Annotated in this window: 20 protein-coding genes; 7 read left to right on the top strand and 13 right to left on the bottom strand. The window is 52.1% G+C overall.

Annotated features, from left to right (window positions below; all coding sequences use genetic code 11):
• Window positions 1-28: 28 nt before the first annotated feature.
• The gene (locus tag NTH01S_RS03485) at window positions 29-412 is read right to left on the bottom strand and encodes a DUF805 domain-containing protein (protein WP_068169499.1); all 384 of its coding nucleotides are present in this window, start codon (window positions 410-412) and stop codon (window positions 29-31) included.
• 210 nt (window positions 413-622) lie between these two features.
• Between NTH01S_RS03485 and NTH01S_RS03480 the strand changes: the two genes are divergently transcribed.
• The gene (locus NTH01S_RS03480; protein ID WP_068169498.1) at window positions 623-1,549 is read left to right on the top strand and encodes a Tim44 domain-containing protein; all 927 of its coding nucleotides are present in this window, start codon (window positions 623-625) and stop codon (window positions 1,547-1,549) included.
• Between the two features lie 83 nt (window positions 1,550-1,632).
• Here the strand turns inward: NTH01S_RS03480 and NTH01S_RS12150 are convergent, their stop codons facing one another.
• The 4 genes from NTH01S_RS12150 to NTH01S_RS03465 all read right to left on the bottom strand — a co-directional run bounded on the left by NTH01S_RS12150 (window position 1,633) and on the right by NTH01S_RS03465 (window position 4,704).
• On the bottom strand, window positions 1,633-1,761 hold the full coding sequence (locus tag NTH01S_RS12150) for a hypothetical protein (RefSeq protein ID WP_267288050.1): 129 nt from the start codon (window positions 1,759-1,761) through the stop codon (window positions 1,633-1,635).
• Window positions 1,758-2,723, bottom strand: coding sequence for a heme o synthase (locus tag NTH01S_RS03475; protein WP_084366929.1), 966 nt, complete (start codon window positions 2,721-2,723; stop codon window positions 1,758-1,760). The genes NTH01S_RS12150 and NTH01S_RS03475 overlap by 4 nt, the downstream gene beginning before the upstream one ends.
• A complete protein-coding gene (locus NTH01S_RS03470) occupies window positions 2,720-3,913 on the bottom strand; it encodes a cbb3-type cytochrome c oxidase subunit I (RefSeq protein WP_068169495.1) in 1,194 nt (397 codons plus the stop codon). Before NTH01S_RS03470 ends, NTH01S_RS03475 begins: the two co-directional genes overlap by 4 nt.
• Before the next feature lie 134 nt (window positions 3,914-4,047).
• Window positions 4,048-4,704: a class I SAM-dependent methyltransferase gene (locus tag NTH01S_RS03465; RefSeq protein ID WP_068169492.1), complete on the bottom strand. Its 657-nt coding sequence runs from the start codon at window positions 4,702-4,704 to the stop codon at window positions 4,048-4,050.
• Window positions 4,705-4,867: 163 nt separating this feature from the next.
• Here NTH01S_RS03465 and NTH01S_RS03460 point away from each other — a divergent pair, with 163 nt between their 5' ends.
• Window positions 4,868-5,074: a hypothetical protein gene (locus NTH01S_RS03460; RefSeq protein ID WP_068169490.1), complete on the top strand. Its 207-nt coding sequence runs from the start codon at window positions 4,868-4,870 to the stop codon at window positions 5,072-5,074.
• Here the strand turns inward: NTH01S_RS03460 and gshB are convergent.
• The 5 genes from gshB to uvrB all read right to left on the bottom strand — a co-directional run bounded on the left by gshB (window position 5,071) and on the right by uvrB (window position 11,501).
• Window positions 5,071-6,054: a glutathione synthase gene (gshB, locus tag NTH01S_RS03455; protein ID WP_068169487.1), complete on the bottom strand. Its 984-nt coding sequence runs from the start codon at window positions 6,052-6,054 to the stop codon at window positions 5,071-5,073. The genes NTH01S_RS03460 and gshB overlap by 4 nt on opposite strands.
• A 253-nt stretch (window positions 6,055-6,307) precedes the next feature.
• Entirely contained in the window at window positions 6,308-6,802 is a 495-nt protein-coding gene (greB, locus tag NTH01S_RS03450) for a transcription elongation factor GreB (protein WP_068169485.1), read from the bottom strand.
• A gap of 177 nt (window positions 6,803-6,979) precedes the next feature.
• Complete coding sequence (gene yiaY, locus NTH01S_RS03445; protein ID WP_068169481.1) at window positions 6,980-8,131, bottom strand: L-threonine dehydrogenase; 1,152 nt, start codon at window positions 8,129-8,131, stop codon at window positions 6,980-6,982.
• Window positions 8,132-8,332: 201 nt separating this feature from the next.
• Window positions 8,333-9,229 carry an aldose 1-epimerase gene (locus NTH01S_RS03440; RefSeq protein ID WP_068169479.1) on the bottom strand — a complete coding sequence of 299 codons (897 nt, stop codon included), beginning with the start codon at window positions 9,227-9,229 and terminating at the stop codon, window positions 8,333-8,335.
• A 49-nt stretch (window positions 9,230-9,278) separates the two neighbouring features.
• Entirely contained in the window at window positions 9,279-11,501 is a 2,223-nt protein-coding gene (gene uvrB, locus NTH01S_RS03435; RefSeq protein WP_068169476.1) for an excinuclease ABC subunit UvrB, read from the bottom strand.
• 147 nt (window positions 11,502-11,648) lie between these two features.
• Between uvrB and NTH01S_RS03430 the strand changes: the two genes are divergently transcribed.
• The 3 genes from NTH01S_RS03430 to NTH01S_RS03420 all read left to right on the top strand — a co-directional run bounded on the left by NTH01S_RS03430 (window position 11,649) and on the right by NTH01S_RS03420 (window position 15,791).
• On the top strand, window positions 11,649-12,071 hold the full coding sequence (locus NTH01S_RS03430) for a hypothetical protein (protein ID WP_068169473.1): 423 nt from the start codon (window positions 11,649-11,651) through the stop codon (window positions 12,069-12,071).
• A 56-nt stretch (window positions 12,072-12,127) separates the two neighbouring features.
• A complete protein-coding gene (locus NTH01S_RS03425) occupies window positions 12,128-12,529 on the top strand; it encodes a DUF4186 domain-containing protein (RefSeq protein ID WP_068169470.1) in 402 nt (133 codons plus the stop codon).
• Between the two features lie 196 nt (window positions 12,530-12,725).
• The gene (locus NTH01S_RS03420) at window positions 12,726-15,791 is read left to right on the top strand and encodes a TonB-dependent receptor plug domain-containing protein (protein WP_084366927.1); all 3,066 of its coding nucleotides are present in this window, start codon (window positions 12,726-12,728) and stop codon (window positions 15,789-15,791) included.
• A 54-nt stretch (window positions 15,792-15,845) separates the two neighbouring features.
• Here NTH01S_RS03420 and NTH01S_RS03415 read toward each other — a convergent pair whose 3' ends face one another.
• Window positions 15,846-17,999, bottom strand: coding sequence for a TonB-dependent siderophore receptor (locus NTH01S_RS03415; RefSeq protein ID WP_068169467.1), 2,154 nt, complete (start codon window positions 17,997-17,999; stop codon window positions 15,846-15,848).
• Window positions 18,000-18,213: 214 nt separating this feature from the next.
• Between NTH01S_RS03415 and NTH01S_RS03410 the strand changes: the two genes are divergently transcribed.
• Window positions 18,214-19,398: an acyltransferase family protein gene (locus tag NTH01S_RS03410; protein WP_068169465.1), complete on the top strand. Its 1,185-nt coding sequence runs from the start codon at window positions 18,214-18,216 to the stop codon at window positions 19,396-19,398.
• Window positions 19,399-19,514: 116 nt separating this feature from the next.
• Here NTH01S_RS03410 and NTH01S_RS03405 read toward each other — a convergent pair whose 3' ends face one another.
• Both NTH01S_RS03405 and NTH01S_RS03400 read right to left on the bottom strand, forming a co-directional pair.
• Complete coding sequence (locus NTH01S_RS03405; protein WP_068169463.1) at window positions 19,515-20,867, bottom strand: ABC1 kinase family protein; 1,353 nt, start codon at window positions 20,865-20,867, stop codon at window positions 19,515-19,517.
• Window positions 20,868-20,873: 6 nt separating this feature from the next.
• The gene (locus NTH01S_RS03400; RefSeq protein ID WP_068169460.1) at window positions 20,874-22,712 is read right to left on the bottom strand and encodes a M3 family oligoendopeptidase; all 1,839 of its coding nucleotides are present in this window, start codon (window positions 22,710-22,712) and stop codon (window positions 20,874-20,876) included.
• 195 nt (window positions 22,713-22,907) lie between these two features.
• Between NTH01S_RS03400 and NTH01S_RS03395 the strand changes: the two genes are divergently transcribed.
• Entirely contained in the window at window positions 22,908-24,248 is a 1,341-nt protein-coding gene (locus NTH01S_RS03395) for a GntT/GntP/DsdX family permease (protein WP_068169457.1), read from the top strand.
• The last annotated feature ends 21 nt before the right edge of the window (window positions 24,249-24,269 follow it).

Below are 24,269 nucleotides of genomic sequence, written 5' to 3'. Positions count from 1 at the left end.
AAGCAGGGAAGGCCAGATCGCAAAAGACTTAAGATCTATAGGGCCACCCGAATTTATTAGCTCCTTGTGTCCCCGGAAGGCACATAAAGACGAGTACGATGAGCCCCCCAACAAAAGGTATAAACTGCAGAAGTACTAAAAAACCGCTTAAATCTTGATCATGGAAACGACGCACCGTTAATGCCAAATGCGGTATAATAGAGATTAATCCCCAAAACCCTAAAACGATGTAAAATAAGATGGCCGCATCACCATTGTTGCCCATATCCATGGCGAAAGAAATCGCCACAATAATCATGGAAACAACAAAAATAGCTATAATAGTAGATAAGATATATAACCAGTACTCACTGCGCGAAGAGCGCCCTGAAAAGTCAAAATACCGCTTATACGGCGCAAGAAACCACTTCATATAATACAATCCTTAATTTAATTTTGAGTGTAAACTCTTTTCATAAAGATCCCCACTGTCAAGAAAATTATCTTATTTGCTCATTATTTTTTCATCTCATCTCCCGTGTTATAATGTCATGATCCTATAATAATTCTTCATGAACACCTTTCCTTCTGCCATAATTTTCCTACATGCTAAGATCGTAGTGAGACCCCTTGGTAGGAAAATATGTCCCGTCTTCGCTTTATTGCGCTAACCACTGCCCTTCTTTGCGCCTTTGGCACGGCTGACGCCCGGCCCGGCGGCGGGGCCTCGCTCGGGAGCCGTGGCTCTCATACATGGAGCGCACCTCCGCGCACCAGCATCACACCGGGCTGGAGCCGCCCGATGGACCGCTCCATGACACCAGCGCCAAGCCCCAATACGTTTGGCGCGCCCAATCCCGCTTTCAACACACCACGCCCAACGGTCACCCCACCCCTTAGTAACTACGGCGCACGCCCTTCCTTTGCCTCGCGTCATCCCTTTATGACAGGCCTTGCAGGCGGCTTCTTAGGAGCCGGACTTTTTGGCATGTTGAGCGGACACGGCTTTTTTGGCGGCTTCGGCGGCGGCACGTCTTTCTTTGGCTTCCTACTGCAAGCCCTCCTGCTGGGTTGGTTGATTATGTTCCTGATCCGTCGTTTCTCCAAAACGACACGAACAGCACCAAACACCACAGCGTTTACATCATCATCCAATAGCGGCCCTTATACGCCGACGAATGATGACTACACCGCCTTCCAACAACTCCTTCTGGATGTTCAATCCGCATGGAGTGCGCAAAATATGCGCGCATTGTCCAACCGGACAACGCCTGAAATGGCAGGGTATTTTAACGAACAACTCTCTGAACTCGCCAGCCGTGGCGCACGCAACATCGTCTCCAATGTGCAATTCCAACGCGGTGACCTTTCTGAAGCATGGCGTGAAAATGGCCTGACCTATGCCACCGTCGCTATGCGTTACAGCCTGACGGACGTCACCACAGACAGCTTTGGCAATGTGATTGATGGTAGCTCCACAGAGCTTCAAACCGTAACGGAATTATGGACGTTTGTCCGTGCTGATGGGCGTGGAAACTGGATCCTGTCGGCCATTCAACAAGGGGGCTAACATAACCCCATAGCAGATGGGCTTCCTCAGCATATTACCGGGAAGCCCAAACACACACTGTCTCACAACGCAGTTCGCGTTATTCAAAAACGCATCAACGTAATCACGTAAATAATAATAGCCAAAAGCCCAACACCACCGACCAAACCAATAACCCGGCTTTTATGGCGTGCTTGAGCAGACAGAACGCGGGAATTATCACTTTTCATCATGCCAACAGCACCCGATCAACCAATAATCCACAAAATAATAAAAACAAATACGCCAACGAATAGCGGAAGGCAAAGCGTGCCGGGGCGTCCTTCGTCAAGCTCACACCATGCTCGTCTTGCTGATCACGCAAAACCCGTACTGCACAGGCGATAAATCCCGCATCAAGCAAAGACGTCGTCACGGTATAAAACCACCCGCATTCATGCGTCACAGACGGTGCCAAAGAACAAGCAGTAAGAATAAACGTATATAGCAGGATCTGCCAGCGTGTATGGCGCGCTCCACGTATAACGGGCAACATCGGTATCCCGGCCGCATCATAATCCTTGCACGCATACAGCGAGAGGGACCAAAAATGCGGCGGTGTCCACAAAAAAACAATCGCAAACATCGCCACCGGCAAAACGGACAAACTATCCATAGATGCCGCCCAGCCGATCATCGGCGGGAAAGCACCTGCCGCACCGCCAATAACAATATTCTGCGGCGTACGGCGCTTCAGCCACATTGTATAAACGACGCTGTAGAAAAAAATTGAAAATGCCAAAATACCAGCAGCCAGCGCATTCGTCGCCAAACCCAGCACCACAACAGACAATACAGAGAGCACAATCCCGTACAGCAAGGCCCCCTCAGCACCCATACGCCCATCTGGAATAGGACGTGTGGCAGTCCGCCGCATGACGGCATCAATATCCCGATCATACCACATATTAATGGCACCGGCGGCACCGGCACCAATACAGATGCACAAAATGGTGATCAGACCCAAAGGAATAGAAGGCCATTGAGGCGCCACAGCCATACCTGCGGCCCCCGTAAAGACCACCAAAGAAATCACACGCGGTTTCAGCAAGGCCAGCCATTCCCGCAGCGAAGACTCCCCACCAGCCCCGGGTTCCGTCAATACAGCCACAAAGGGCTGCGCCCTTAACGCCGCAAGAGCACTCGCGGCACTCATGACGAAACACCCACGTGCGGCTCAACTTGCGCCCGCACACCCTGCCAACTCAGCACAATACCCACAGCCACAAAGCCCAGCAAACTTACCCCCATGACAGCACCACCAATAACCCCCAAAGACGGCGTTAAAGAGCATAGCGCCCCCAATAGAGTGACAACAGCATGCCCACGGCACAGCCAGCCCGGCACACAACCACCAGAAAAGCTGTTCAACCATGCATACAACCCGCCACAAACAGCCATCAAACTACCAAAAGCTGCTGCGGAATGCCCGCCAGCCACCACCAGTAATGACGGCCCCCAACCGGCGGTCAGCAGTAACAACGCCCCAAGCCCCCACAAGGCCATTTCATCCAGCGCGCCCCGCTCAGCCCATACATCCCGCAAAAGCGCGCCAAGCATCACGACGGCCGGCAGAATTTGCGTCACCCATATAAACACTTGGACAACGCTCAGTGGATAAGACGTAAAAACGCTATCAAGCCAAAGAAGAGGCCCCAACACACCAGCACATGCAAACACATATGGAGCAATACGCGCACTCAATGCACCCCGCCCAACAGGCAGCAGTGAACATATCAGCCCCAAGGCAGGCACCAGCATCAATGATGCCTCTGGCACTTGGAGCAAATGCGCAAAAGATGCCGCGGACATAACAGCCGCACGCCCTATCCCCGCCAAAACGGTACGGGTTATCATCGCAGCCAAGGCTGGCGCCACAACGATCACCCCACAGGCCGTTGCCAAGAGCGACCAGACAAACGGCGGCAATTCCCGAAAAGATTGCGTACGCCCTTCTAAAACCGTCACGATAATATCCATCGCTACCGTCACAGCACCCAACGCCCATAACAGTAGAGACATCAAAGGCAGCAGAGGCAACAACACCACGCCAGAAGAAAGAAGACCAAAACCGGCAAATGACAGCCCAGAAAGCACGGTGCGCTCTACACCCAACGCTTTAGGAAGTTGAAGCTGCGCAAACCCGCCCAAACAGGCTGGGATCACCACAAAAAAGGCCATTAATATACCATGGCACAGCACTAACCCGGGCGTTGCAGCGAAGCCGCCTCCCGGAAGGGCGAGTACACCACCCAGCACCCCCGCGAAGAGCGCTAATAACAAATAAGCAAGGCCCAGCTTTCGTACGGAAAAAGCTGGGCGTGACGTAATGGCCGGAAACAACATGATCGCGCAGTCTGTCCTTCTTCAAGGCGCCTCGAACAATGAGGCTTTATGACAGCGAGCGTCGGAAGTCTCGGCGCCGACTCTTGTGAGACATCAGTGCCAAACGCCGATCAGGCGACCAGGGCTGCAAAATGTTATTTAGAACCCTCATGCGGCAATGTCACGAGCGTAAAGAACCCCATAGGCGGAACAGGGCGAATACTTGCCCGCGCCAAGTCCTCTGGTGGCAACAAAGTTTCAATCGCGAAATCCGTATTCCAGCCCAAAGACCGGGACGCACGAGCCGTTCCGCGCTCAATCGCCAAGCGCAGGCCGCCCTGTGCTAAAAAATGATTCACAAACAAAATATGCCCACCCGGACGCACAATACGCTTCAATTCTGCCAACAAACGGTCCGGATGTGGCACCACAGAGGCCACGAACATCGCCACCGCAATATCAAAACTATTATCTTCGAAGCGCGTGGCTTCCGCATCCATCTCCACAAGGTCATCAATGTTTGTCAGACCTTTCTGCAACACACGCATCCGCGCACGCTCCAGCATATCTTCTGACAAATCAATGCCTGTAATACGCTTATTTTGGTTATAAAATGGCAGGGCCAAACCCGTACCAACACCCACTTCAAGCACACGCTCACCGGGCAAAGCGTTGACTTCAGCTACCGCGCGCTTACGGCCCATTCCCGAAACACGGCCAAACACAGTGTCATAAACACGTGCCCAACGGCGATACGCCGCTTTTACGGCTTCAGCATCAAGCGCTGATTGGGGCGATGAAGGTGAGGACATACGTGATGAAACCTTCTGTCTCCGCTCTCTGTCACATCGACAAAGAGACTATAGGCGGATAGTTGGCCTCTTCTTGCCCTTGTCAGGGGGCTTCTGGCAAGACATGGTATGTCTTAGTTTGTTGTGTTCGTGCAAAAAATCTCAGTATGGAGGCCTATCCACGATGCTTAACATCTTGCTCATCTGCTTCGTGGTGATCATTTGGCCAACAGCTTATCTCCTGTTCTTCAAGGATAAATTACGTCCTTGGCTTGATAATAAACTGACCAAAGACGAACTCCCTAAAACAACACCTGAAGAGTTTGCTGCCGCTTACCCTTTTAAAGACCACCAACCACCACAATCACCGCAGGATAAAAAGGGTGCTTAAACACCCAACCGACGCTCAATCGCATCCCATATCAAGCCAGCGCTATTGATCCCATCAAAGCGATCTAACTCCTGCAAGCCTGTTGGTGACGTCACATTAATTTCCGTCAGCCAATTCCCGATCACATCAATACCCGTGAAGATCAACCCATTGTCACGCAGATAAGGGCCAATTGCTTCACAAATCTCCCGGTCACGCTCGGTCAGATCCACACGCACTGCGCGTCCACCAACATGCATGTTCGACCGCGCTTCACCCTCCGCAGGCACACGATTAATCGCACCAATCGGTTGACCATCCACCAGAATGATCCGCTTATCCCCTTGCCGCACGGCAGGTTCATAACGCTGGATCATCAAAGGCTCACGTGAGCGTGCAAAATGCATTTCCAGCAGGGACTTTAGGTTTTCATCACCCGGCTTAATACGGAAGATACCCGCCCCACCATTCCCGAAAAGCGGCTTCACGATGATATCTTTATGAACATCACGGAATGCTTCAATCTCCTTCGGGCTCCATGCAATCAAAGTCGGCGGCATCAAATGCGGAAAATGAGTCACTAGGAGTTTTTCAGGAGCATTACGCACAGCAGCCGGGTCATTCACCACCAAAGAGCGCCCTTCCCCCACACCATGCACGTGCTCCAGCAGATGCGTCGCCGTAATATAGCCCATATCAAATGGCGGATCCTGACGCATCAGAACCACATCCGTATCCGCTAATGATAACGTTTCTTCCTCACCAAACGTCGCATGGTCCCCCTTCTGGCGGCGCACCTCAACCGGACGTGCCCGCGCGCGCAAACGCCCGCCAACATCTGCCGCCCCCCCCTCTGCCAAGCTCAATTCCGTCACTGGATAAACCCAGAGCTTGTGCCCCCGCGCCTGCGCTTCCAACATCAAAGCAAACGTGGAATCTCCATTAATATCGACCTGCTCAAGCGGGTCCATCTGCACGGCGACGCGAAGGGAGGATGCCATTTGTCTTATCCTTAAAAACCATCATCAGTACGGTTAAACCGTGCCATTTTTAAACACTCTAAAACAGAACTGCCGCCACCGTAATTGCCTAAAATGCGCAAAACACTCTTTCACGCCGGAGCAAGAAGAAAAGCGCCATACGTTTACGAGCACGCTTATGACCAATGACGGCGCTGAAAGCGATATGTGGTTTTCTACCCTCATATGTAACTGACGCGCCCCCCCCCCCGCATAGACACAGAGAAACCCCCTTTCATCCCTCTGGATATTGAATACGTAGGACCTCAATCTCAACCGGCCCACGCGGCGTTTGCAGCATCACCACATCGCCTACACGCGTGCGCATCAAAGCCCGTGCAATAGGTGACACTAAACTCACCTCACCCCGCGCAAGCTCGGCTTCATCCACCCCTAAAATCGTGACGGTATGCTCGGTATCATCCTCGTCCACATACGTCACCATCGCACCGAAAAACACGCGATCACGCACCGTTTGCGCAGCCGGGTCCACAATAACCGCACGCTCCAAACGCTTACCGAGAAAACGCAAACGCCGATCAATCTCTCTCAAACGGCGCTTGCCATATTGGTAATCCGCATTTTCTGAGCGATCACCGTTACTAGCCGCCCATGACACGATCTCAACCACACGAGGCCGCTCTTCCTGAGCTAACATTTTAAGCTCAGCCCGCATTGTGGCCGCTCCTTGCGGCGAAAGATAATCGGACAGCGCCGTCTTCTCTGCCATTATGCTCCCCATTCACCAATCACATACGCAAAACACAAACGGCGCCTCCCCGCATATGCCGGAAGACGCCGCCGTCTGTTCGTTTCATCATGAGCCTATCGCGAGAAGACGTAAAGCCCGCTCTTCTCCGATACGCTCACCTAGCCCCTCTTAAGGCAATGATACCTTTTAGAAAGACTATAACGCTCCTTCAAAAATAGCCTCGACTTCTGCCTGCGTCCCTTGCCGCGGGTTCGTTAACGCACAAGCATCTTTCAAAGCATTGGCAGCCAATGTCGGAATGTCGCCACGCTTCACACCCAAAGCCGTCAAACCGGATGGGATCTCCAGATCACCCGCAAGCTTACGGATTGCATTCAAACACGTCTGAGCGGCCTGCTCAGCAGTTTGTCCATCCACATTCTCGCCCATTGCTTCGGCAATCTCGCCCAGACGAGCAGCACAGCTCGGTGCATTATAGCTTTGAACGAAAGGCAGAAGCACAGCATTACACACGCCGTGTGGTAAGTTATAAAACCCACCCAACTGGTGAGCCATCGCATGCACGTAACCTAAAGAAGCATTGTTAAAGGCCATACCTGCCAAAAACTGTGCATAAGCCATGGCTTCACGAGCGGGCATATTGCTGCCCTCACGGAAGGCGGTCCGTAAATTCGCTGAAATCAGCTTCACGGCTTGCAACGCACACGCATCGGTAATGGGCGTTGCCGCTGTCGAGACATAGGCTTCAACAGCATGTGTCAACGCGTCCATACCCGTTGCCGCCGTTAATTTTGGCGGCATACCCGCCATCAATTCGGGGTCATTAACCGACAACATTGGCGTGACGTTACGGTCTACAATTGCCATTTTAATATGGCGCACTTCATCCGTAATAATACAAAAGCGCGTCATTTCACTGGCGGTACCCGCCGTCGTGTTAATCGCAACCAAGGGTAATTGCGGCTTCGTCGAGCGATCTACGCCCTCATAATCCGCAATTTTTCCACCATTTGTTGCCAATAATGCAATGCCCTTGGCACAGTCATGAGGTGACCCGCCCCCCGCAGAAATAACGAAATCACACTGCGCTTTTTGAACCAACGCCAAGCCTTCATTAACGCTTGCAACGGTCGGGTTCGGCATGACTCCGTCATACACAGCACTATCAATCTGTTCCCCCTGAAGCAGGGTCGCAATCCGTGCGACGACACCGCTCTTCACAAGGAAAGCATCACTCACAATCAGGGCGCGCTTAAAGCCATAGCTCTTGATGGTTTTAACAGCGTCAGCCAAACAGCCTGCGCCTGAAATGTTGACGGAAGGAATATAAAATGTTGTCGCGGCCATGGTCTGGCTCCTGCGCTGACAAAAACAGTCCGATCAGCGAAGGAAAGCATCACCCCCGGGGCACGACACCACTCTCTAAGGGGGGCAACATGCTGCCGGGCGGTTTTCATCAGCTCTCCCCGCCGGACAACGTCACCCTATGCCTTCCCTTTCAGCACAGCTTGACTTGCATCAAGCTATGATGGCCCAGAAGCATACCTCTTAAGCAGAACGGGCAATACGAAAGCGCATAGCCCCACCAATGCGCGCACCCGGCTTCAACACATGCAAACCACGCCCGGCAATGTCTGGGCGGTTAATCGCATCCGTCATATTCGTTACAGGCTCTAACGCGACAAATGGCCCATCCGGTGCTGTAAAAACGACCGCATGCTGAAAGATCGGATCGGCTTCAACACGAACCGTCAATCCAACCTCTGGCCGCACCAACTCTGCCGCCCCCTTGAACCCGGCAAAGCAATTATCAATAAACCGCGCATGTGCATCAACGGGCTGCGCAAAAGACCACTCACCATCCGTCTTTTCATGGCGAATAGGCAAACCTTGCGCATCCGTAATCCACACAGAATCTGCTTCAAAACGCAGCGTCGCTGGTCCTTGGGCGGCTAAAAAGGGATGAAACCCAAACCCGACAGGCTGTTCTACATCGTCCAAATTCTCGACGACCATCTCAACGGCGAGGCCATCATTATGCAGTTGATACACGAGCACTGCACGATACGCGAATGGCCATTGCCGCTCATCTTGCCGCGCTTCAACATTCGGGCGGTGTTCCAAGGTGAGCACAACATGGCTCTCTGTCTTATGCGCTACTACCCACGGCAATTCCCAACTATTGCCGTGAATCGTATGCGGATGATCCCCCATATTGCGGTCAAGCTGATACGCGGTCCCATCCACTTCAAAGCGGCCATCCGCAATCCGGTTTGAATACGGCACCAGCGGATACGCGCCAACGGCCTCGCCCTTCTGCGCCTTCAAATCCGCATTCGCCACAGGCAAGAACACCTCTTGCCCATCAAAACACCATGCGCCCAGCGCGCCGCCCAACTCTGGAAAAACCGTGACGGTGTTTTGCCCTTTGGTCAGTTCGATCATGGGGTCTATCTGCCTTTTACGCTATAGGTTGTACTCTTTCCCGCAGGGATTAACGCTTCTTACGACCTTGTCCACCCCGCTTTTTCGCAGGATCGTACCCGCCACCGCCCGGCCCTAATGGCACCGGACCAGAGGCTTTAGCCGTTTTCTGAATACCGGGGCGACCCGCTGTTGATGTCGGGAGTGGTGGCGGTTCCAGCCCCATATCAAGAGCCTCCAAGCGCCGGATTTCATCACGCAAGCGCGCGGCCTGCTCAAAGTCCAGATTCGCAGCAGCATCACGCATCTGCTTCTCCAGTTCTTTCACCGTCTCCGGCAGAGACTTACCCACAAATTGCTGCGTATCCTGCGCCTGATCTGGCGCCACCGTCACATAATCTTGCTCAAAGACAGACGACATCGCATCGCCAATGCGTGACCTTACCGTCTGCGGCGTAATGCCATGCTCTTCATTAAAGGCCATTTGCCGCGCACGCCGCCGCGCTGTTTCTTCAATGGCATAGGTCAGACTATCCGTCATTTTATCCGCATAAAGCAGCACACGGCCATCCACATTACGCGCAGCACGGCCAATCGTCTGGATCAGAGACGTCCGAGACCGCAGGAACCCTTCTTTATCCGCGTCTAAAATCGCGACCAACGAACATTCCGGGATATCCAAGCCTTCCCGCAGCAAGTTGATCCCAACCAACACATCAAACGCGCCGAGGCGCAAATCACGGATAATCTCAATCCGCTCCAGCGTGTCTACATCCGAATGTAAGTAGCGAACCTTGACCCCGGCCTCCCCCAAATACTCCGTTAGATCTTCAGACATCCGCTTGGTCAGGGTCGTCACCAACACACGGCCACCCTTCGCAACCGTGGCGCGGATTTCGTGCAGAACATCATCAACCTGCCCTTCAACCGGGCGCACATCCGTAATAGGGTCAATCAACCCCGTTGGGCGAATAATCTGTTCGGCAAACACACCTCCGGTTTGCTCCATTTCCCACGGGCCGGGCGTGGCAGACACACACACCGTCTGCGGCCGAAACATATTCCACTCTTCAAAGGAAAGCGGACGGTTGTCCATGCACGATGGCAGCCGGAAACCAAAATCTGACAAGACCGTTTTCCGTGCCCTATCACCCCGCTCCATCCCGCCAATTTGCGGCACGGTGACATGGCTTTCATCCACAATCAGCAGTGCATCTTCTGGCAAATACTCAAACAATGTCGGTGGTGGATCGCCCGGCCCACGGCCAGACAAATAACGGGAGTAGTTTTCAATCCCCTTACACACACCCGTCGTTTCGATCATTTCCAGATCAAACGCCGTACGCTGGGACAAACGCTCTGCCTCAAGCACTTTGCCCTCCGCCTGGAACTGCTCCAAACGGGTCTTCAGCTCTTTCTTAATGCCAATCATCGCCTGATTAAGCGTTGGGCGTGGCGTTACATAATGGGAATTTGCGTACACGCTGATCTCAGCCAGATCGGCTGTTTTATTGCCCGTCAGCGGATCAAACTCAATGATCTGATCAATCTCATCCCCAAACAAAGACACACGCCAAGCCCGGTCCTCATTTTGTACCGGGAAAATATCAACTTGTTCCCCACGCACACGGAACGTCCCACGCTCGAAGGCAGCATCATTACGCCGATATTGGAGCTCCACTAACGCTTTAATCAGCTTTTCGCGGTCAATCTCACCCCCGTGCTCCAAACGCACCACCATTTTGGAGTAGGTTTCAACAGAGCCAATACCGTAAATACAAGAGACAGACGCCACGATCACAACATCATTGCGCTCCAAAAGAGCCTGCGTCGCGGCATGGCGCATACGGTCAATTTGTTCGTTAATTTGGCTGTCTTTTTCAATATACGTATCAGAACGCGGTACATAGGCTTCTGGCTGATAATAATCGTAATACGACACAAAATACTCGACGGCGTTTTCCGGAAAAAACTGCTTCATTTCTCCATAAAGCTGCGCTGCCAGCGTCTTATTCGGGGCCAAAATCAGCGTTGGTTTCTGCGTCGCTTCAATCACCTTGGCCATGGTGAAGGTTTTGCCGGACCCTGTAACACCCAATAACACCTGATCACGCTCATCACGTTCAACACCCGCGACCAACTCCGCAATCGCCGTTGGTTGATCTCCCGCAGGCTCATACTCCGAATGCACCACAAGCCGACGTGTTTTCGGTTTTGCTGCCTGTTTCTCCGGCCGGAAAGATGTCATCGGCATAGAGGCTGGGCGCTGACGCGCTGAGGTTTTCTTGGCCATTTTACCTTACACCACCACATACACAGGCGATCACGCCCTAAAGGAAACATATTAGCCTACCATACGTTTTCCCAAGCGTTATCAACCATATTGCCCATGACGGGCACGATAGCGCCAGACACTGAACATCATAAAAGGATTACGGCCATGGACGTCCAAACTATCGAACAGGCCTACAACCAACTTCAACAACAATCACAACAATCCGCACAGGCTCTTCAAACACTCGGCTCTAAGATGCAGCTCGCCGCACAAAGCGGTGACCAACAAGCCCGCGAATGGGCCTTGGACCTGCGTGAACTCGCACTGGCCTTCCAAGCTGAACAGCAGCAAGTTGCCACCCTGCTGCAACAACTCCATGCTGCCCTGTCCAACGCATCACAAAATCAAAATTACGCCCCACAAGGGTTTGTCCAGCAGAGCGCGCCCGTGCAGCCACCGATTGCCCCGGCACCACAAGCGGCCAATGGCGGCTTTTTCTCGAACATCCTCAACTCAGGCTTTGCGCGCTCCGTTGAGGCTGGCGCTGGCTTTGCCATTGGCGATGACCTGATCAAAGATATTTTCTAAAACACAGCATGCCTCGGTTGTGGCCATCGCTGCCGGGGCTCACCATGTAACCCTTCATGCCAGAACCATTAGACGCGATTGCGCGCGTACTCACGCGCTTACAACGTTCTCCATTCAGGGCACGTTTTACCTTGTCTGCACCGGACCAGCGCTACCTGTCCACGCGCGACATGACGACTATCACACAACACGCCCAGCACTTTATACAAACCCGCTTAGCACCAGCATTTCCACACCATGACGGCAAACAAACCCCCATGCGTGGGCATCCGGTGTTCACCGCTCAACATGCCACTGCGTCTTGCTGCCGCGGTTGCTTAGCCAAATGGCATAACATCCCTAAAGGCCGTCCTCTTTCAAAAAGCGAGCAACATTTTATCAGCGCCCTCATAGGCGCGTGGCTGGAGCAACAGCCACGTCAGGTTACAATGACACGCAAGCAGCTTGAACTTTTCTAAATACCAACCGGCACATTTCACTCATAAAATTAGTAAAAATGTGTCTAATAAATCACTTTTTATAAAAAGATCGCTTTTTGTAACGTTATCTCTAGAAAATATTTTACATTCCTGCAAAACACGACATTAACTTTGCGCAACGTAACGCATGTTTCTTCCGCAAAAAATAACATTCATACTAATCTGTAGGCTGTATATGACCGAACGAGCACAAAAGTATTTTACAAAACGCCATCTCAAAAGCGCAGCATTGCTCTCGTTTTCAGCCCTCACAGGCATCATGAGCTGCAATGCCTATGCCACTGATAAAACTAAAAAAATTCATCACCCAAAGCCCCATAGCTCTGCTGCACACACAATTCCCGTGCACAGCAACGTTGCTGTGCCAGTAACACCAGCTACATCACAGCACCAAAAGGCATCTATCGCAGCCGCGTCACAGCCCGAACACATTGAGGCATCTGGCTCGGAGCACATGATCGTTACAGGGACACTCCTGCATGATCCCAACCTGCGCAATGCCTCTCCCATTACGCGCCTGAACACGAAAGACATGCAGCGCCGCGGCCTCAAAACCGTTACGCAAATGCTACAATCTATTTCGTCCAACGGATCTGGCAACCTTACCTCCGCTTTCTCGGCGAATGGTGCTTTTGCTCAAGGTGCCTCCGCACCATCCATGCATGGCCTTACGGTTGATTCCACACTGGTTTTGATGGACGGCCAACGCCTTTCCTACTATCCGCTCTCCGATGACGGTGAACGTAACTTCGTCGATACAAACTGGATCCCAATGTCCTTGATCCAGACTGTCGACGTTAAAAAAGATGGTGGCTCCGCAACCTACGGCGCCGACGCTGTTGCTGGCGTCATCAACATGATCACCCGCAAAGAAATTCAAGGCTTTGAAGGCAATGCCGAAGGTGGCCTAAACCAGCGCGGAGATGGTGGACACCAACGCCTCTACGCCACATATGGCCACGGCTCCTTAGCCCGTGACGGTTACAACTTTTACGTTAACGCTGAATATCAAAACGACGATGCCCTTTACAATCGTCAGCTTGGTTACCCCTTCAAAACCAGCGATCTGACCGGCATCGGTGGTACAAACGGCCAAACCAATATCCTTGCATCAGACGGCAGTATCGCAAATTTCAGCGCAACGCCTGCCGCTATGGTACGCCCGAGCAACGGCAAAGGTGGCGGCGTTGGTGGTTGGAATTTACTCAATCCATCAAATTGCAAAACCCAAATTGTGCGTGGATATGCCGCCGGCACACCCGCCGGTTCTGTTAGTTCCGCATGTACGCAAGACACTGTGAACAACTACAGCCTCATCACGCCCGAAGACCGGCGTATCGAAGCCACAGGCCACCTAACCGTCAATGTAGGACCACGCGCTGAGTGGACATCTATGTTCACCTATTCGCAGAATTTGTCCTATTCTACCGGCTCTCCTGCCTCTGTCCGTAGCCAAACTCAGGCTCGATTAGCCGATACGCGTAACATCGTTCTGCCGGTTTACTTGTCCAATGGCCAGTTGAACCCGAACAACCCCTATGCTGCACAAGGCACTCCGGCACAAATCTATTATACTTTCGGTGACATGGTCCCAACCACCACGGAGTTCAGCCAAAACTTCCGTGGCTCAACCCGTCTCAGCGGCTGGCAGCCCTCCCATTGGGGTGGCAACTGGAACTATGACGTCAACTTCGTTGGCATGAACACAAAACTCCAGCAAACCATCACAGGCGTGCCCACCATCAATGGCATCCGCCAAGCTGTTGCAAACGGCACCTATAACTTCATTGAACCATGGCTGAACACGGATGCCGTGCGCCAATCCATCGCGCCAACCAATGTCATGAATGCACTCACTCAGATGTATTCTGGCGAAGCTGTGTTGAGCAAAGGCCTGTTCCACCTCCCCGGCGGTATGGTGAACCTCGCTGTCGGTGCCAATGTTCGCTATGAATCTCTCAATGACCCAAGCGCAAACCCTGTAAACTTCTCTGACCTTGGCGCTCAATACACAGGTAAGATTAACCCGTTCAATGCTGTCGGCAGCCGCTGGGTTGAATCTGGCTTTTACGAAGTGGGTATTCCTGTCGTCAAAATGTTGAGCATCGATACGTCAGGCCGCTTTGACCATTACTCTGAAGGGTTCAGCCACTTCTCACCAAAGGTCGGCGTAAACTTCCGCCCTCTGCATGAACTGACCCTGCGCGGCACCTACACAAATGGCTTCCGTGTTCCAAGCTTTGCTGAAACTGGCGGTTCACAGGTGGGGTATGTTCCATACGCCATCACAGACAAAGCGTGGCTGGCACAGCACCAAAACCCAAATGGCACCCCAAACAACTACGCACAATCTTACAGCATCGGCCTAAACACGGCAGGAAACCCAAACCTCAAGCCCGAAATTTCGTCGAACTTCACCGGCGGCATGGTACTCACTCCTGCCAGCAACGTCACTTTGTCTGTTGACTATTACTATATCAAAAAATCCAACTACATCGCGCCGAACCCTGTATCCTACAAGTCAGTGGCGAATGCGTATATCACAGGACAAGCACTCCCAGCCGGCGTCTCCGTACAGCCGGATATTCCAGACGTACAAAACCCAACTGCACCAGTACGCCCGGCTCAAATCAACCTCGGCTACATCAACACCAGCTACGTCATGACCGATGGTGTGGAAGCTGAATTCTCTGCCAATGTTCCGCTACGCGGCTTCCTGCGTGACGTGACTTGGTACAGCAAAGGCGAAGCCACGTGGACACACCGCTACAACATGTCCATGCCGGGCCTTGGTATTGAGCGCTTTGCCGGGACATTGGGCCCATACAACACCACTTCCGGGTCCGGCACCCCTCAATGGCGCGCCAACTGGGCGAATACTGTCATCTATAAAAAGCTCACCGCCACAGCCACAGTTTACTACACAAGCGGCTATAAAACGACGGCTGAAGACGCCAATGGCCCGAACACAGCCAATGATTGCTCAACATCTGTCATACCAAGCAACAGCTCCTTCGTGCCGCAAAACCAGTGCAGTGTGAAAAGCTTCTGGGATGTAGACTTGACGCTAAACTACCAGTTGAACAAGCGCGTCGGCCTGTACACAAACGTGTACAATATCTTTGGCTTCAAATCCCCATATGACTTCGGAACATATGGCGCCTACTTGTACAACTCATCATGGTCACAAGCCGGCGTCATTGGTCGTAGCTTCCAGTTTGGCGTGAACGTCAGCCTGTAAGCCTTTTGGGATCATGCACGTAAAAAAGGGAGGCCATTTGGCCTCCCTTTTCGTTTAGAACCCGTAGCGAGCGCGTAAGGAAAATGTTCTCGGCGCACCGGGGTAAACCCATAATGCCGCGTAACTATTGGCATACCATGTACGGTTCGTCAGATTATCAATCTGCCCACTCATAACCAAGCGCTTGGTTACGTTAAAGGATCCCATAAGACGTACCAACGTGTAACTCGGCAGATGAAACTGCGTCCCGGTTTCACCCATACGCTGCCCAACATAATTAACACCTGCCCCCAACATCGCCGCATGTCCGGCCACCTCAAAGTCCCGGAACAGCAATACATTCGCGCTCCATGCCGGAATGTTCAACAACCGATCACCTTTCGCAACAACACGCCCAAAATCTGGGTCCAGCGTGGTCGAGGCTGAATGCGCGTCAATATAAGAGGCACTCGCTATTGTGCGGAAACCGTAAGGTAACGCTGCATGAATATCCGTTTCCACCCCTTGGCTTACGGCAGATCCCATCGCCAGAGAATAACCGGTCCGCACCGGGTCTGACGTCAGAATATTATCCTTCGTCATACGGAAGGCATCCATAGACACCTCAACCCGTCGGTCCAGCGAGCTATACTTCGCACCGATTTCCACATCACGCGTCCGCTCCGGCCGGAACGGCGTTCCGGCATAATTCGTCCCCGAATTAGGACGAAAACCACGGCCATAACTCACATAGAGAGAAACCGTGCGGATCGGCTCATAAACAGCGCCAACTTGTGGACTAAATGCCGTCTGATGCTGCCCCGACGTCAGACCATTCGTATGGAAATTGATCGTCTGGCGATAATCATCATAACGTCCCCCAAGGCGGATCTTTACCTTCCTCGTGACATCAATCTGATCTTGCACATACCCACCAGCAGTACGGCTTTTTTCCCTTTGATTAAAAACGAATGCACTCGGCGCTGGCAAAGTGCCGCTCACGTTATAAGCTGGCGCAAAAATATCAATGGCATTTTGCGCAGCAAAAGAAGGCTTGCTGACAAGTGCGGGCGGACGATAACGCTTCTGCGTGTTGTCATAGTCAAACACATCATAATCCGCCCCCACCAGAATATGATGCTTCATACCCCATGTCTTAAACAGACCACTCACTTCCAGCCGCCCGACACGATCTTCCGTCTGAAAATCAATATAACGCCGTTGCCGCGCAAGCGTCCGCCCATCGCGGAAAAACGGCTGCCGCGCCGCCGCTAATTCCGGTGTTTCGCCATACCCTTTCAGCCCCGTCAGGCGATCACCAAACCCAGCTTGCAGCCCCCAATCTTGCGAAAAATCATGCTGCAACTGAACCTGATGTCCTTGGTCGCTCACCTTATTAGGGCCATCCGCAGGCTCCCCTAAGAAGCGGCTAACAGGCACCACCCCTAACTGCCCATTGCGGGCAATAACACCACGGTCAAACGGAATATTCTGCCGCGTATACGACATTTGATAAGACAGGCTGGTCTTATCCGTGATTTTCCAAAGAACAGAGGGGGCGATCGTCGCTTTACGCGTATGCACCGTATTACGAAAACTATCGCTATCTTCAAATGCACCATTCAAACGAACAGCAATGTTCTGCGTAATTGGTGCGGTATAATCGCCCTCAACCCGCACATCATGATAGCTACCCCCCTGTAGGCCAAAGCTACCATGCTGCTCAAATTGCGGCTTCTTCGTAATAATATCAACTGTACCGCCTGGCTCACCACGCCCGAACAAAGCAGAACTCGGCCCCTTGAGCACATCAATGCGCTCAACCCCAGACATATCCCGTGGTCCACCAAAACCACGACCATAATTGAATCCATTCACCAAAAAGCCGCTTGGCACATTGATGTCACCCGCAAAACCACGCACAGCGAAGCTGTCCCATAACCCACCGAAACTGTTTTGATGCGCTATACCACTCACCATATCCAGTGCATTGGCCAATGTGGTCGTGCCAGTTTCTTGTAACGTCTTAGCGCTCAGCGCGATAATGTTTTGAGGCACATCTTTAATCGCCACCCGCCCCAAATACGGCTGTCTCTGCTTTACAACGGTAATGTGTTCACTCTTCGTGTACGAAGCCTCGGTAGAAGGGAGGGCCGCCAATGCCACCGGTACAGACAACAACACCCCATAAAAGAAAGGAGGTGCCCAGAGAACGTATTTCCAAAACATCGCAAAAATCCATAAATTTATTTTTAATCTATAGACATTTTTTATGTGCGAAACATCGATAAAGTCTTAATGGAAACATAAAATTAATTACTTATTCAAAACAATTTCAAGGGCATGTATTATATCTTTCATATATAATGATCCGACCTTTTTTTACCTATTTGCGTATGATATACGCCAATACGCTTCTCAAGATGTCTAAAAGAAATACAAAATGACCGCTATTAATCAGAAAATAATATCACATAAAAATATAGACATAGAATATCTTCGTGGAATATCAATTTCCCTCATCCTGATCGAACACATTAAAAATATATTCCACAACAATACCCTCAATACCATTAGCTCAGATTTTTTATCTTTCTGGGGTGGAAATGATATTTTCTTCGCCATATCAGGCTATGTCATCTCTTTATCACTGTTTAAACAACGCTCAAAAACCGAGAATCATCTCGAAAAAATTATACAACTCGTCGTTTTCTGGATTAAGCGTGTATGGCGTTTATGGCCTTCAGCATGGCTCTGGATGCTCATCCCAGCCGTCGCCCATATGGCGACAACCCCTATGTTGCATGACATCAATGCTCTACGCAGTTTAATCGCCAGCACATTATGCGCGATTTTAAGTCTTTCTAATATCCAAGAGTTCTACGCAAAAATAGGTGCCGGAATACCCAATAATATGTGGGAGCATTACTGGAGCCTCTCCGCAGAAACTCAGTTTTATCTTATTATAGCACCCATCATACTTTTCTTACGCCAGAGAATTGTTGTTATTCTGATGCTGCTGGTCATTGCTGCACAATTTTTCTTAATCCGCCCTGCCAGTTCAACAAATCTCTGGTGGTTTATCCGGAGCGATGCCCTCGCATGGGGTGTTCTTTTAGGCACCCTTCAAACACATACCCCCTACAAAACACTGCTCGAACCAACATTTTTACGCCGTAAATGGGCTGCACGGAGCATAACAGTCCTGATGGTTTTATTTATTTGCGCGACACAATTACTTTATTTTTTACCTTTTTCAGTCGCTTTAATGGCTTTATCCAGCGCGGTACTTGTGTTCATAGCCAGTTACAACACATCCTATCTCGGATTTTCTGGAGTTATCGGAAAATTTTTGCTTTGGCTCGGAGATAGATCTTATTCTGTATATCTTCTTCATTATTTCGTTATATGGTCCGTTACGACCTTCACACCCATTGGTAAACTGCCTCAAAATTTCATGGGCACTTCCACCACCACGATCTCAATCTTGCTAGGAATCTTTCTCTTAAGTGAAATCAGCTACAGGTTTATTGAAGTACCCTCTCGCATGCGTGGTCACCAATTAGCGCGCCATTATGAAGAAAAGCACCGCAAGATCATCGCCGAGACTGGAGGTTCCAGGGGCTAATCCTGCACCAAACATGCATAGGGATAGAGAGCACTCTATCCCCCCCTCAATACAGGTGTGTCTCGCGAACGCATCTTATAACAAACCGCTTATAGCCCATCACACGATGCCCCATTTTACAAAGGTGCAGGCACTTCAGCCCGCAGCAGAGCATCGCGCTGGCGCACCTCCAAGGCTTCCACGCTGAAACCTTCAATCAGCTCCTGAAACATTTCATGCCAGTTCAAACGCGCACCTAACTTCAAAAATGCGCTCCCCAAGCCAATGGCTGAGCGATCTAACAGCACAAATTCACGTGGCAGCTTCACCCCGCCCGTGCGCTTCAAGCCTTCATAAACACGCCCTAGGACTGCTTTAGCGTCTGCCGGGTCATTGCTCTCCTGCATAGAGCACACCCGGTCCGTCATGAGTGGGCGATAAAAGAAGCGCGCCCATTCATTCAAAACTTGCGCCGTATCACGCGAAATATTCTGGAAGCCCCATTTTGCATACGCATGAAAGGCCAAATCGTCATCATTCGTTTGCAGCGCTTTGAACAACTGCACCACACCCTCCACAAAACGGGGAGAAAAAATACGAATAGCACCGAAATCTAACAGGTTCAGACCATCATCATCCCGCACAGTAAAATTACCCATATGCGGGTCACCATGAATGACACCGTAACGATAAACTGGCGTGTACCATCCCTTAAACAAAGCCCGCGCCAATGCATCACGTGACTCTTGTGACATATCCCCTTCCAACATGGAGCGCATACTGCGACCACTGACCCATTCCATACTCAAAAGTCGGCCCGTGCAGAGTTCTGGCACCGTCGAAGGCACAGTAACCTCTGGCACGTCCTTCAGCATATCGCGGTACAAACGCAGATGACTGGCCTCACGCCGGTAATCCAACTCCTCCCGCAAGCGGTCGGACAGTTCAGCATAGACTTCATCTTGCTGAATGGTTCCATCAATCTGCCGGAACACACTCAACGCTGCTTTAAACTGCTTCAGGTCCGTATCAACAGCGCCCTGCATGTCCGGATATTGCAGCTTACACGCCACCTCGCGCCCATCAACCAAACGCGCACGATGCACCTGCCCTAAAGAGGCCGCGGCCACAGCGTCATGACTAAACGAACGGAAGTGCCGCTCCCAATTCGCCCCAAGCTCCGCACGCATACGACGGCGCACAAAATTCCAACCCATAGGGGGCGCATTGGCCTGCAAATGTGCCAATTCATTCGCATACTCTTCCGGCAACGCCCCCGGAATGGTTGATAAAAGCTGCGCCGCCTTCATCAACGGCCCTTTAAGATTCCCTAAAGCCGCCTTCAAATCCTCTGCATGGCCCGCTCGGTTACCGCCAATACCCAACTTATGACCGGCCAAGCGTGCAGCAATTCCTCCCACAGCCCCGGAGGTCCGCGCAAAGCGCTGAACCCCGCCCAGAAAACCGGTATCGTCCAAATCACGCGCCATGAGAGATCACCCTTCCTGCTCAAGCTGATCAATCAGCCCAGAGATAACGTCCAACCCTGTTTTCCAAAAATCTGGCTGAGACGCATCCAACCCAAACGGAGCCAAAAGCTCTTTATGGCGCAACGTACCACCCGCCTTGAGCATGGTGCGATATTTCTCTGCAAACCCATCTGGCTGCGCACGATATACACCGTATAGCGCATTCACCAAGCAGTCCCCGAAAGCATACGCGTAAACATAAAAAGGTGAGTGTACAAAGTGCGGAATGTAAGACCAGTAATGATCATAATCCGGCGTAAAATGAAAAGCCGGACCTAAACTCCGTTCCTGTACCTCACGCCATATTGCGCCAAGCTTCTCCGACGATAGCTCTCCACGCGCACGCTCATCATGAACCTTAACCTCAAACTGATAGAACGCCACCTGACGCACCACCGTATTCAGCATGTCCTCAACCTTTGAGGCTAAGAGCAGCCGGCGACGCACAGGGTCCGTCTCACGCTCTAAAAGCGATTGAAACGTCAGCATCTCACCAAAAACGGAGGCCGTTTCTGCCAAGGTTAACGGTGTGGAAGCATTCAGATAACCCTGCGCCTCTCCCGCCAAAATCTGATGAACCCCATGCCCAAGCTCATGCGCAAGCGTCATCACATCACGCGCACGGCCATGGTAATTCATCAAAATATAGGGATGTACTGAAGGCGTCACGGGATGCGCAAACGCGCCAGAGGATTTCTCCGGCACCGCCGCCGCATCAATCCACGGCTTATCCAGAAAGCGCTCCACAAGCGCACCCAACTCAGGGTCAAACTGCGTGTACGCATCACGCACAATCCCGCAGCCCTCGCGCCATGACAGGTCCGCATCCACAACACCAGGCAGAGGCGCATTACGGTCCCAATGCTCCAATGTCTCCAGTCCCAACCACTTAGCCTTCAGCGCATAATACCGATGGGACAAACGTGGATAGGCCTCATCCACAGCAGACACCAATGCATCCACGACCTCATCTTCCACCATATTCGCCCGATTGCGCGACGATGTCGGGCGTGGATAGCCCCGCATCTTATCCGTAATGGCCTTATCTTTTGCCAATGTATTGGTAATCTGCGTGAGCAGCCGCGAGTTCTGGCCCAGAACATGGCTAATCTGCTCCGCAGCCTGCGCCCGGCGCGTCCGGTCACTGCTGGTCAGAGCATTAAACGCATCCCCCAGCGGGCGCGTTGCACCATCCAAGGTCACCGTTAGTTCCGCCATTGTCTCATCAAAGAGACGATTCCACGCATTACGCCCCGTGACGGATTTATCCATCAGGACCTGTTCAACCTCATCGGAGAGCTGATACGGACGAAAAACGCGCAAATCCCGCAAATATGGACGCCATTTTTCCATCTCAGGTGCCGCTACAAGCGCTTCCACCCGCTCATCAGACAAACGGTTCAGTTCCAGCGTAAAGAACAACAAATACCCGGAAATATCCGTCAAACGCTCTTGCACACCCTGAGAAAAACGCCCCCACACAGGGTCTGTCGTATGTGCCGCAAAACCTAGCTGTGCGAACGACCCAATACGGCCTAAGCCTTCTTCAATACGCTCATAAACGGCAAAAGCATCAGCCAAAGACCGCGCAGCGCTCTCACCCAGTTTGCCTTTCCATGCCTCTGCAAACGCTTGAGCCTCGCGCTCCAAAGCATCAAAATCCGACGTGATCTGAGGATCATCAACCGATGCATACAAATCACTTAAATCCCATCGTGGGGGAGTATCCGCCCCAGCATGAGACACCCCCTGCCCCGAAGCGGCAGAAGCAACAGAAAACGGGCGAGCAAAAAGATCGTATGTCATAAGAAAAGGATATTAGACGCCTTGCACGTACCGTCAAACGGATCTCTGCACATAAACCACCACTCTACAGCATGACGCCCCCTTCATCTTTTTCACAATTACGGGATATCGCCTTCATTCTCCCCAACAACCCTTGGCGAGGGACCTAAAAAGGCGTTAGCCCTCACAAGACATTCCTTTTCAGGATACGTGACCATGAGTATCCCCTTTGCGCTGTGCCTCGTCGTAGGCTCCATCCTCGCCTTGATTGTCCTCATCGCCCGGTTGCGGCTGAACCCGTTCATCACGCTCTTTTCTGTTTCCATTATTCTCGCACTCATCGCAGGGATGCCGGCAGATCACGTCGTCGCGTCGTTTGAGAATGGTGCAGGCCATGTGTTGGGTCATGTCGGCACGGTCATTGCACTTGGCACCATGCTAGGGAAAATGTTGACAGAGTCCGGCGGCGCTGATCGCATTGCCCTCACAGTCTCTGACCTCGCCGGCCGCAAACGCGTGGACTGGGCCATGATGGTCATCGGCCTACTCGTCGGTCTTCCAGTTTTCTTCGAAATCGGGTTTGTATTGCTGATCCCGCTCGCCTTCGTTCTGGCAGAGCGCACCAAAACACCTCTTCTACAAGTGGCCTTACCCATGGGGGCTGCCCTCTCCGTCACCCATGCCTTGATACCGCCACATCCCGCCACTTTGCTGGCTCTATCGGCTTATCATGCCAATATCGGGCGGACGATCTTCTTCGGTATTCTCATTGGCACCCCCATTGCCATTATCGCAGGGCCACTTTTTGGGCGCTTTGCCGCCAAACACGTCCCCCTCACCGAGCATAACCCACTCGCTGCACAATTCCTGAAAACCACTCCCCCAGAAAACCTGCCCAGCTTCAGCGCAACGGTCATTACGATCTTATTGCCCGTCGTACTGATGTTCCTCGGCTCCTCCGCAGATAGCATCAGCACGCCCCATAGCGGCATCAACCAAGCGCTCCATTTCTTCGGCAATACAGACATCGCCCTTGCCGTTGCCACCATCCTCTCATTTTACGTGCTCGGCCTCGCCCGTGGCTTCTCCCGTGAAACCATCTTACGCTTCACGAATGAATGCTTGGCTCCCACTGCCCTCATCATGCTGCTGGTTGGCGCAGGTGGCGGATTCGGCCGAGAACTGATTGACAGCGGCGCTTCTAAAGCCATTACAGACGCTGCACTGAGCATTCACATGCCCATGCTGCTACTCGGCTGGCTCCTCGCCGTCATTGTGCGTGTAGCCTGTGGTTCTTCCACCGTTTCCATGGCAACAGCCTCCAGCATTATGGGCCCCATTTTGGCCCATACACACGGCGTCTCCCCCGAACTCATGGTCCTCGTCACCGGCGCTGGCTCCGTCGCGCTCGGCCCCATGAACGACGCAGGCTTTTGGCAAATCAAAGAGTATCTTGGCCTCACGGTCCCACAAACACTCAAAACATGGTCTGTGCTGGAAACAATCATCTCCGTCTTCGGCCTGCTCTTTGCCTTGCTTGTCTCTGTGGTGGTTTAAAGCGGCACAGCTTTTCCAAAC

This window comes from Neokomagataea thailandica NBRC 106555, from assembly GCF_001598495.1.
Taxonomy (GTDB): Bacteria; Pseudomonadota; Alphaproteobacteria; order Acetobacterales; family Acetobacteraceae; genus Gluconobacter; species Gluconobacter thailandicus_A.
The sequence above is the reverse complement of the archived record's forward strand: the minus strand, read 5'-3'. Positions and strand labels throughout refer to the sequence as shown.

Coding starts and splice junctions, on each gene's coding strand:
- NTH01S_RS03485 (WP_068169499.1), bottom strand. CDS start 412: ATGAAGTGGTTTCTTGCGCCGTATAAGCGGTATTTTGACTTTTCAGGG.
- NTH01S_RS03480 (WP_068169498.1), top strand. CDS start 623: ATGTCCCGTCTTCGCTTTATTGCGCTAACCACTGCCCTTCTTTGCGCC.
- NTH01S_RS12150 (WP_267288050.1), bottom strand. CDS start 1,761: ATGATGAAAAGTGATAATTCCCGCGTTCTGTCTGCTCAAGCACGCCAT.
- NTH01S_RS03475 (WP_084366929.1), bottom strand. CDS start 2,723: ATGAGTGCCGCGAGTGCTCTTGCGGCGTTAAGGGCGCAGCCCTTTGTG.
- NTH01S_RS03470 (WP_068169495.1), bottom strand. CDS start 3,913: ATGTTGTTTCCGGCCATTACGTCACGCCCAGCTTTTTCCGTACGAAAG.
- NTH01S_RS03465 (WP_068169492.1), bottom strand. CDS start 4,704: ATGTCCTCACCTTCATCGCCCCAATCAGCGCTTGATGCTGAAGCCGTA.
- NTH01S_RS03460 (WP_068169490.1), top strand. CDS start 4,868: ATGCTTAACATCTTGCTCATCTGCTTCGTGGTGATCATTTGGCCAACA.
- gshB (WP_068169487.1), bottom strand. CDS start 6,054: ATGGCATCCTCCCTTCGCGTCGCCGTGCAGATGGACCCGCTTGAGCAG.
- greB (WP_068169485.1), bottom strand. CDS start 6,802: ATGGCAGAGAAGACGGCGCTGTCCGATTATCTTTCGCCGCAAGGAGCG.
- yiaY (WP_068169481.1), bottom strand. CDS start 8,131: ATGGCCGCGACAACATTTTATATTCCTTCCGTCAACATTTCAGGCGCA.
- NTH01S_RS03440 (WP_068169479.1), bottom strand. CDS start 9,229: ATGATCGAACTGACCAAAGGGCAAAACACCGTCACGGTTTTTCCAGAG.
- uvrB (WP_068169476.1), bottom strand. CDS start 11,501: ATGGCCAAGAAAACCTCAGCGCGTCAGCGCCCAGCCTCTATGCCGATG.
- NTH01S_RS03430 (WP_068169473.1), top strand. CDS start 11,649: ATGGACGTCCAAACTATCGAACAGGCCTACAACCAACTTCAACAACAA.
- NTH01S_RS03425 (WP_068169470.1), top strand. CDS start 12,128: ATGCCAGAACCATTAGACGCGATTGCGCGCGTACTCACGCGCTTACAA.
- NTH01S_RS03420 (WP_084366927.1), top strand. CDS start 12,726: ATGACCGAACGAGCACAAAAGTATTTTACAAAACGCCATCTCAAAAGC.
- NTH01S_RS03415 (WP_068169467.1), bottom strand. CDS start 17,999: ATGTTTTGGAAATACGTTCTCTGGGCACCTCCTTTCTTTTATGGGGTG.
- NTH01S_RS03410 (WP_068169465.1), top strand. CDS start 18,214: ATGACCGCTATTAATCAGAAAATAATATCACATAAAAATATAGACATA.
- NTH01S_RS03405 (WP_068169463.1), bottom strand. CDS start 20,867: ATGGCGCGTGATTTGGACGATACCGGTTTTCTGGGCGGGGTTCAGCGC.
- NTH01S_RS03400 (WP_068169460.1), bottom strand. CDS start 22,712: ATGACATACGATCTTTTTGCTCGCCCGTTTTCTGTTGCTTCTGCCGCT.
- NTH01S_RS03395 (WP_068169457.1), top strand. CDS start 22,908: ATGAGTATCCCCTTTGCGCTGTGCCTCGTCGTAGGCTCCATCCTCGCC.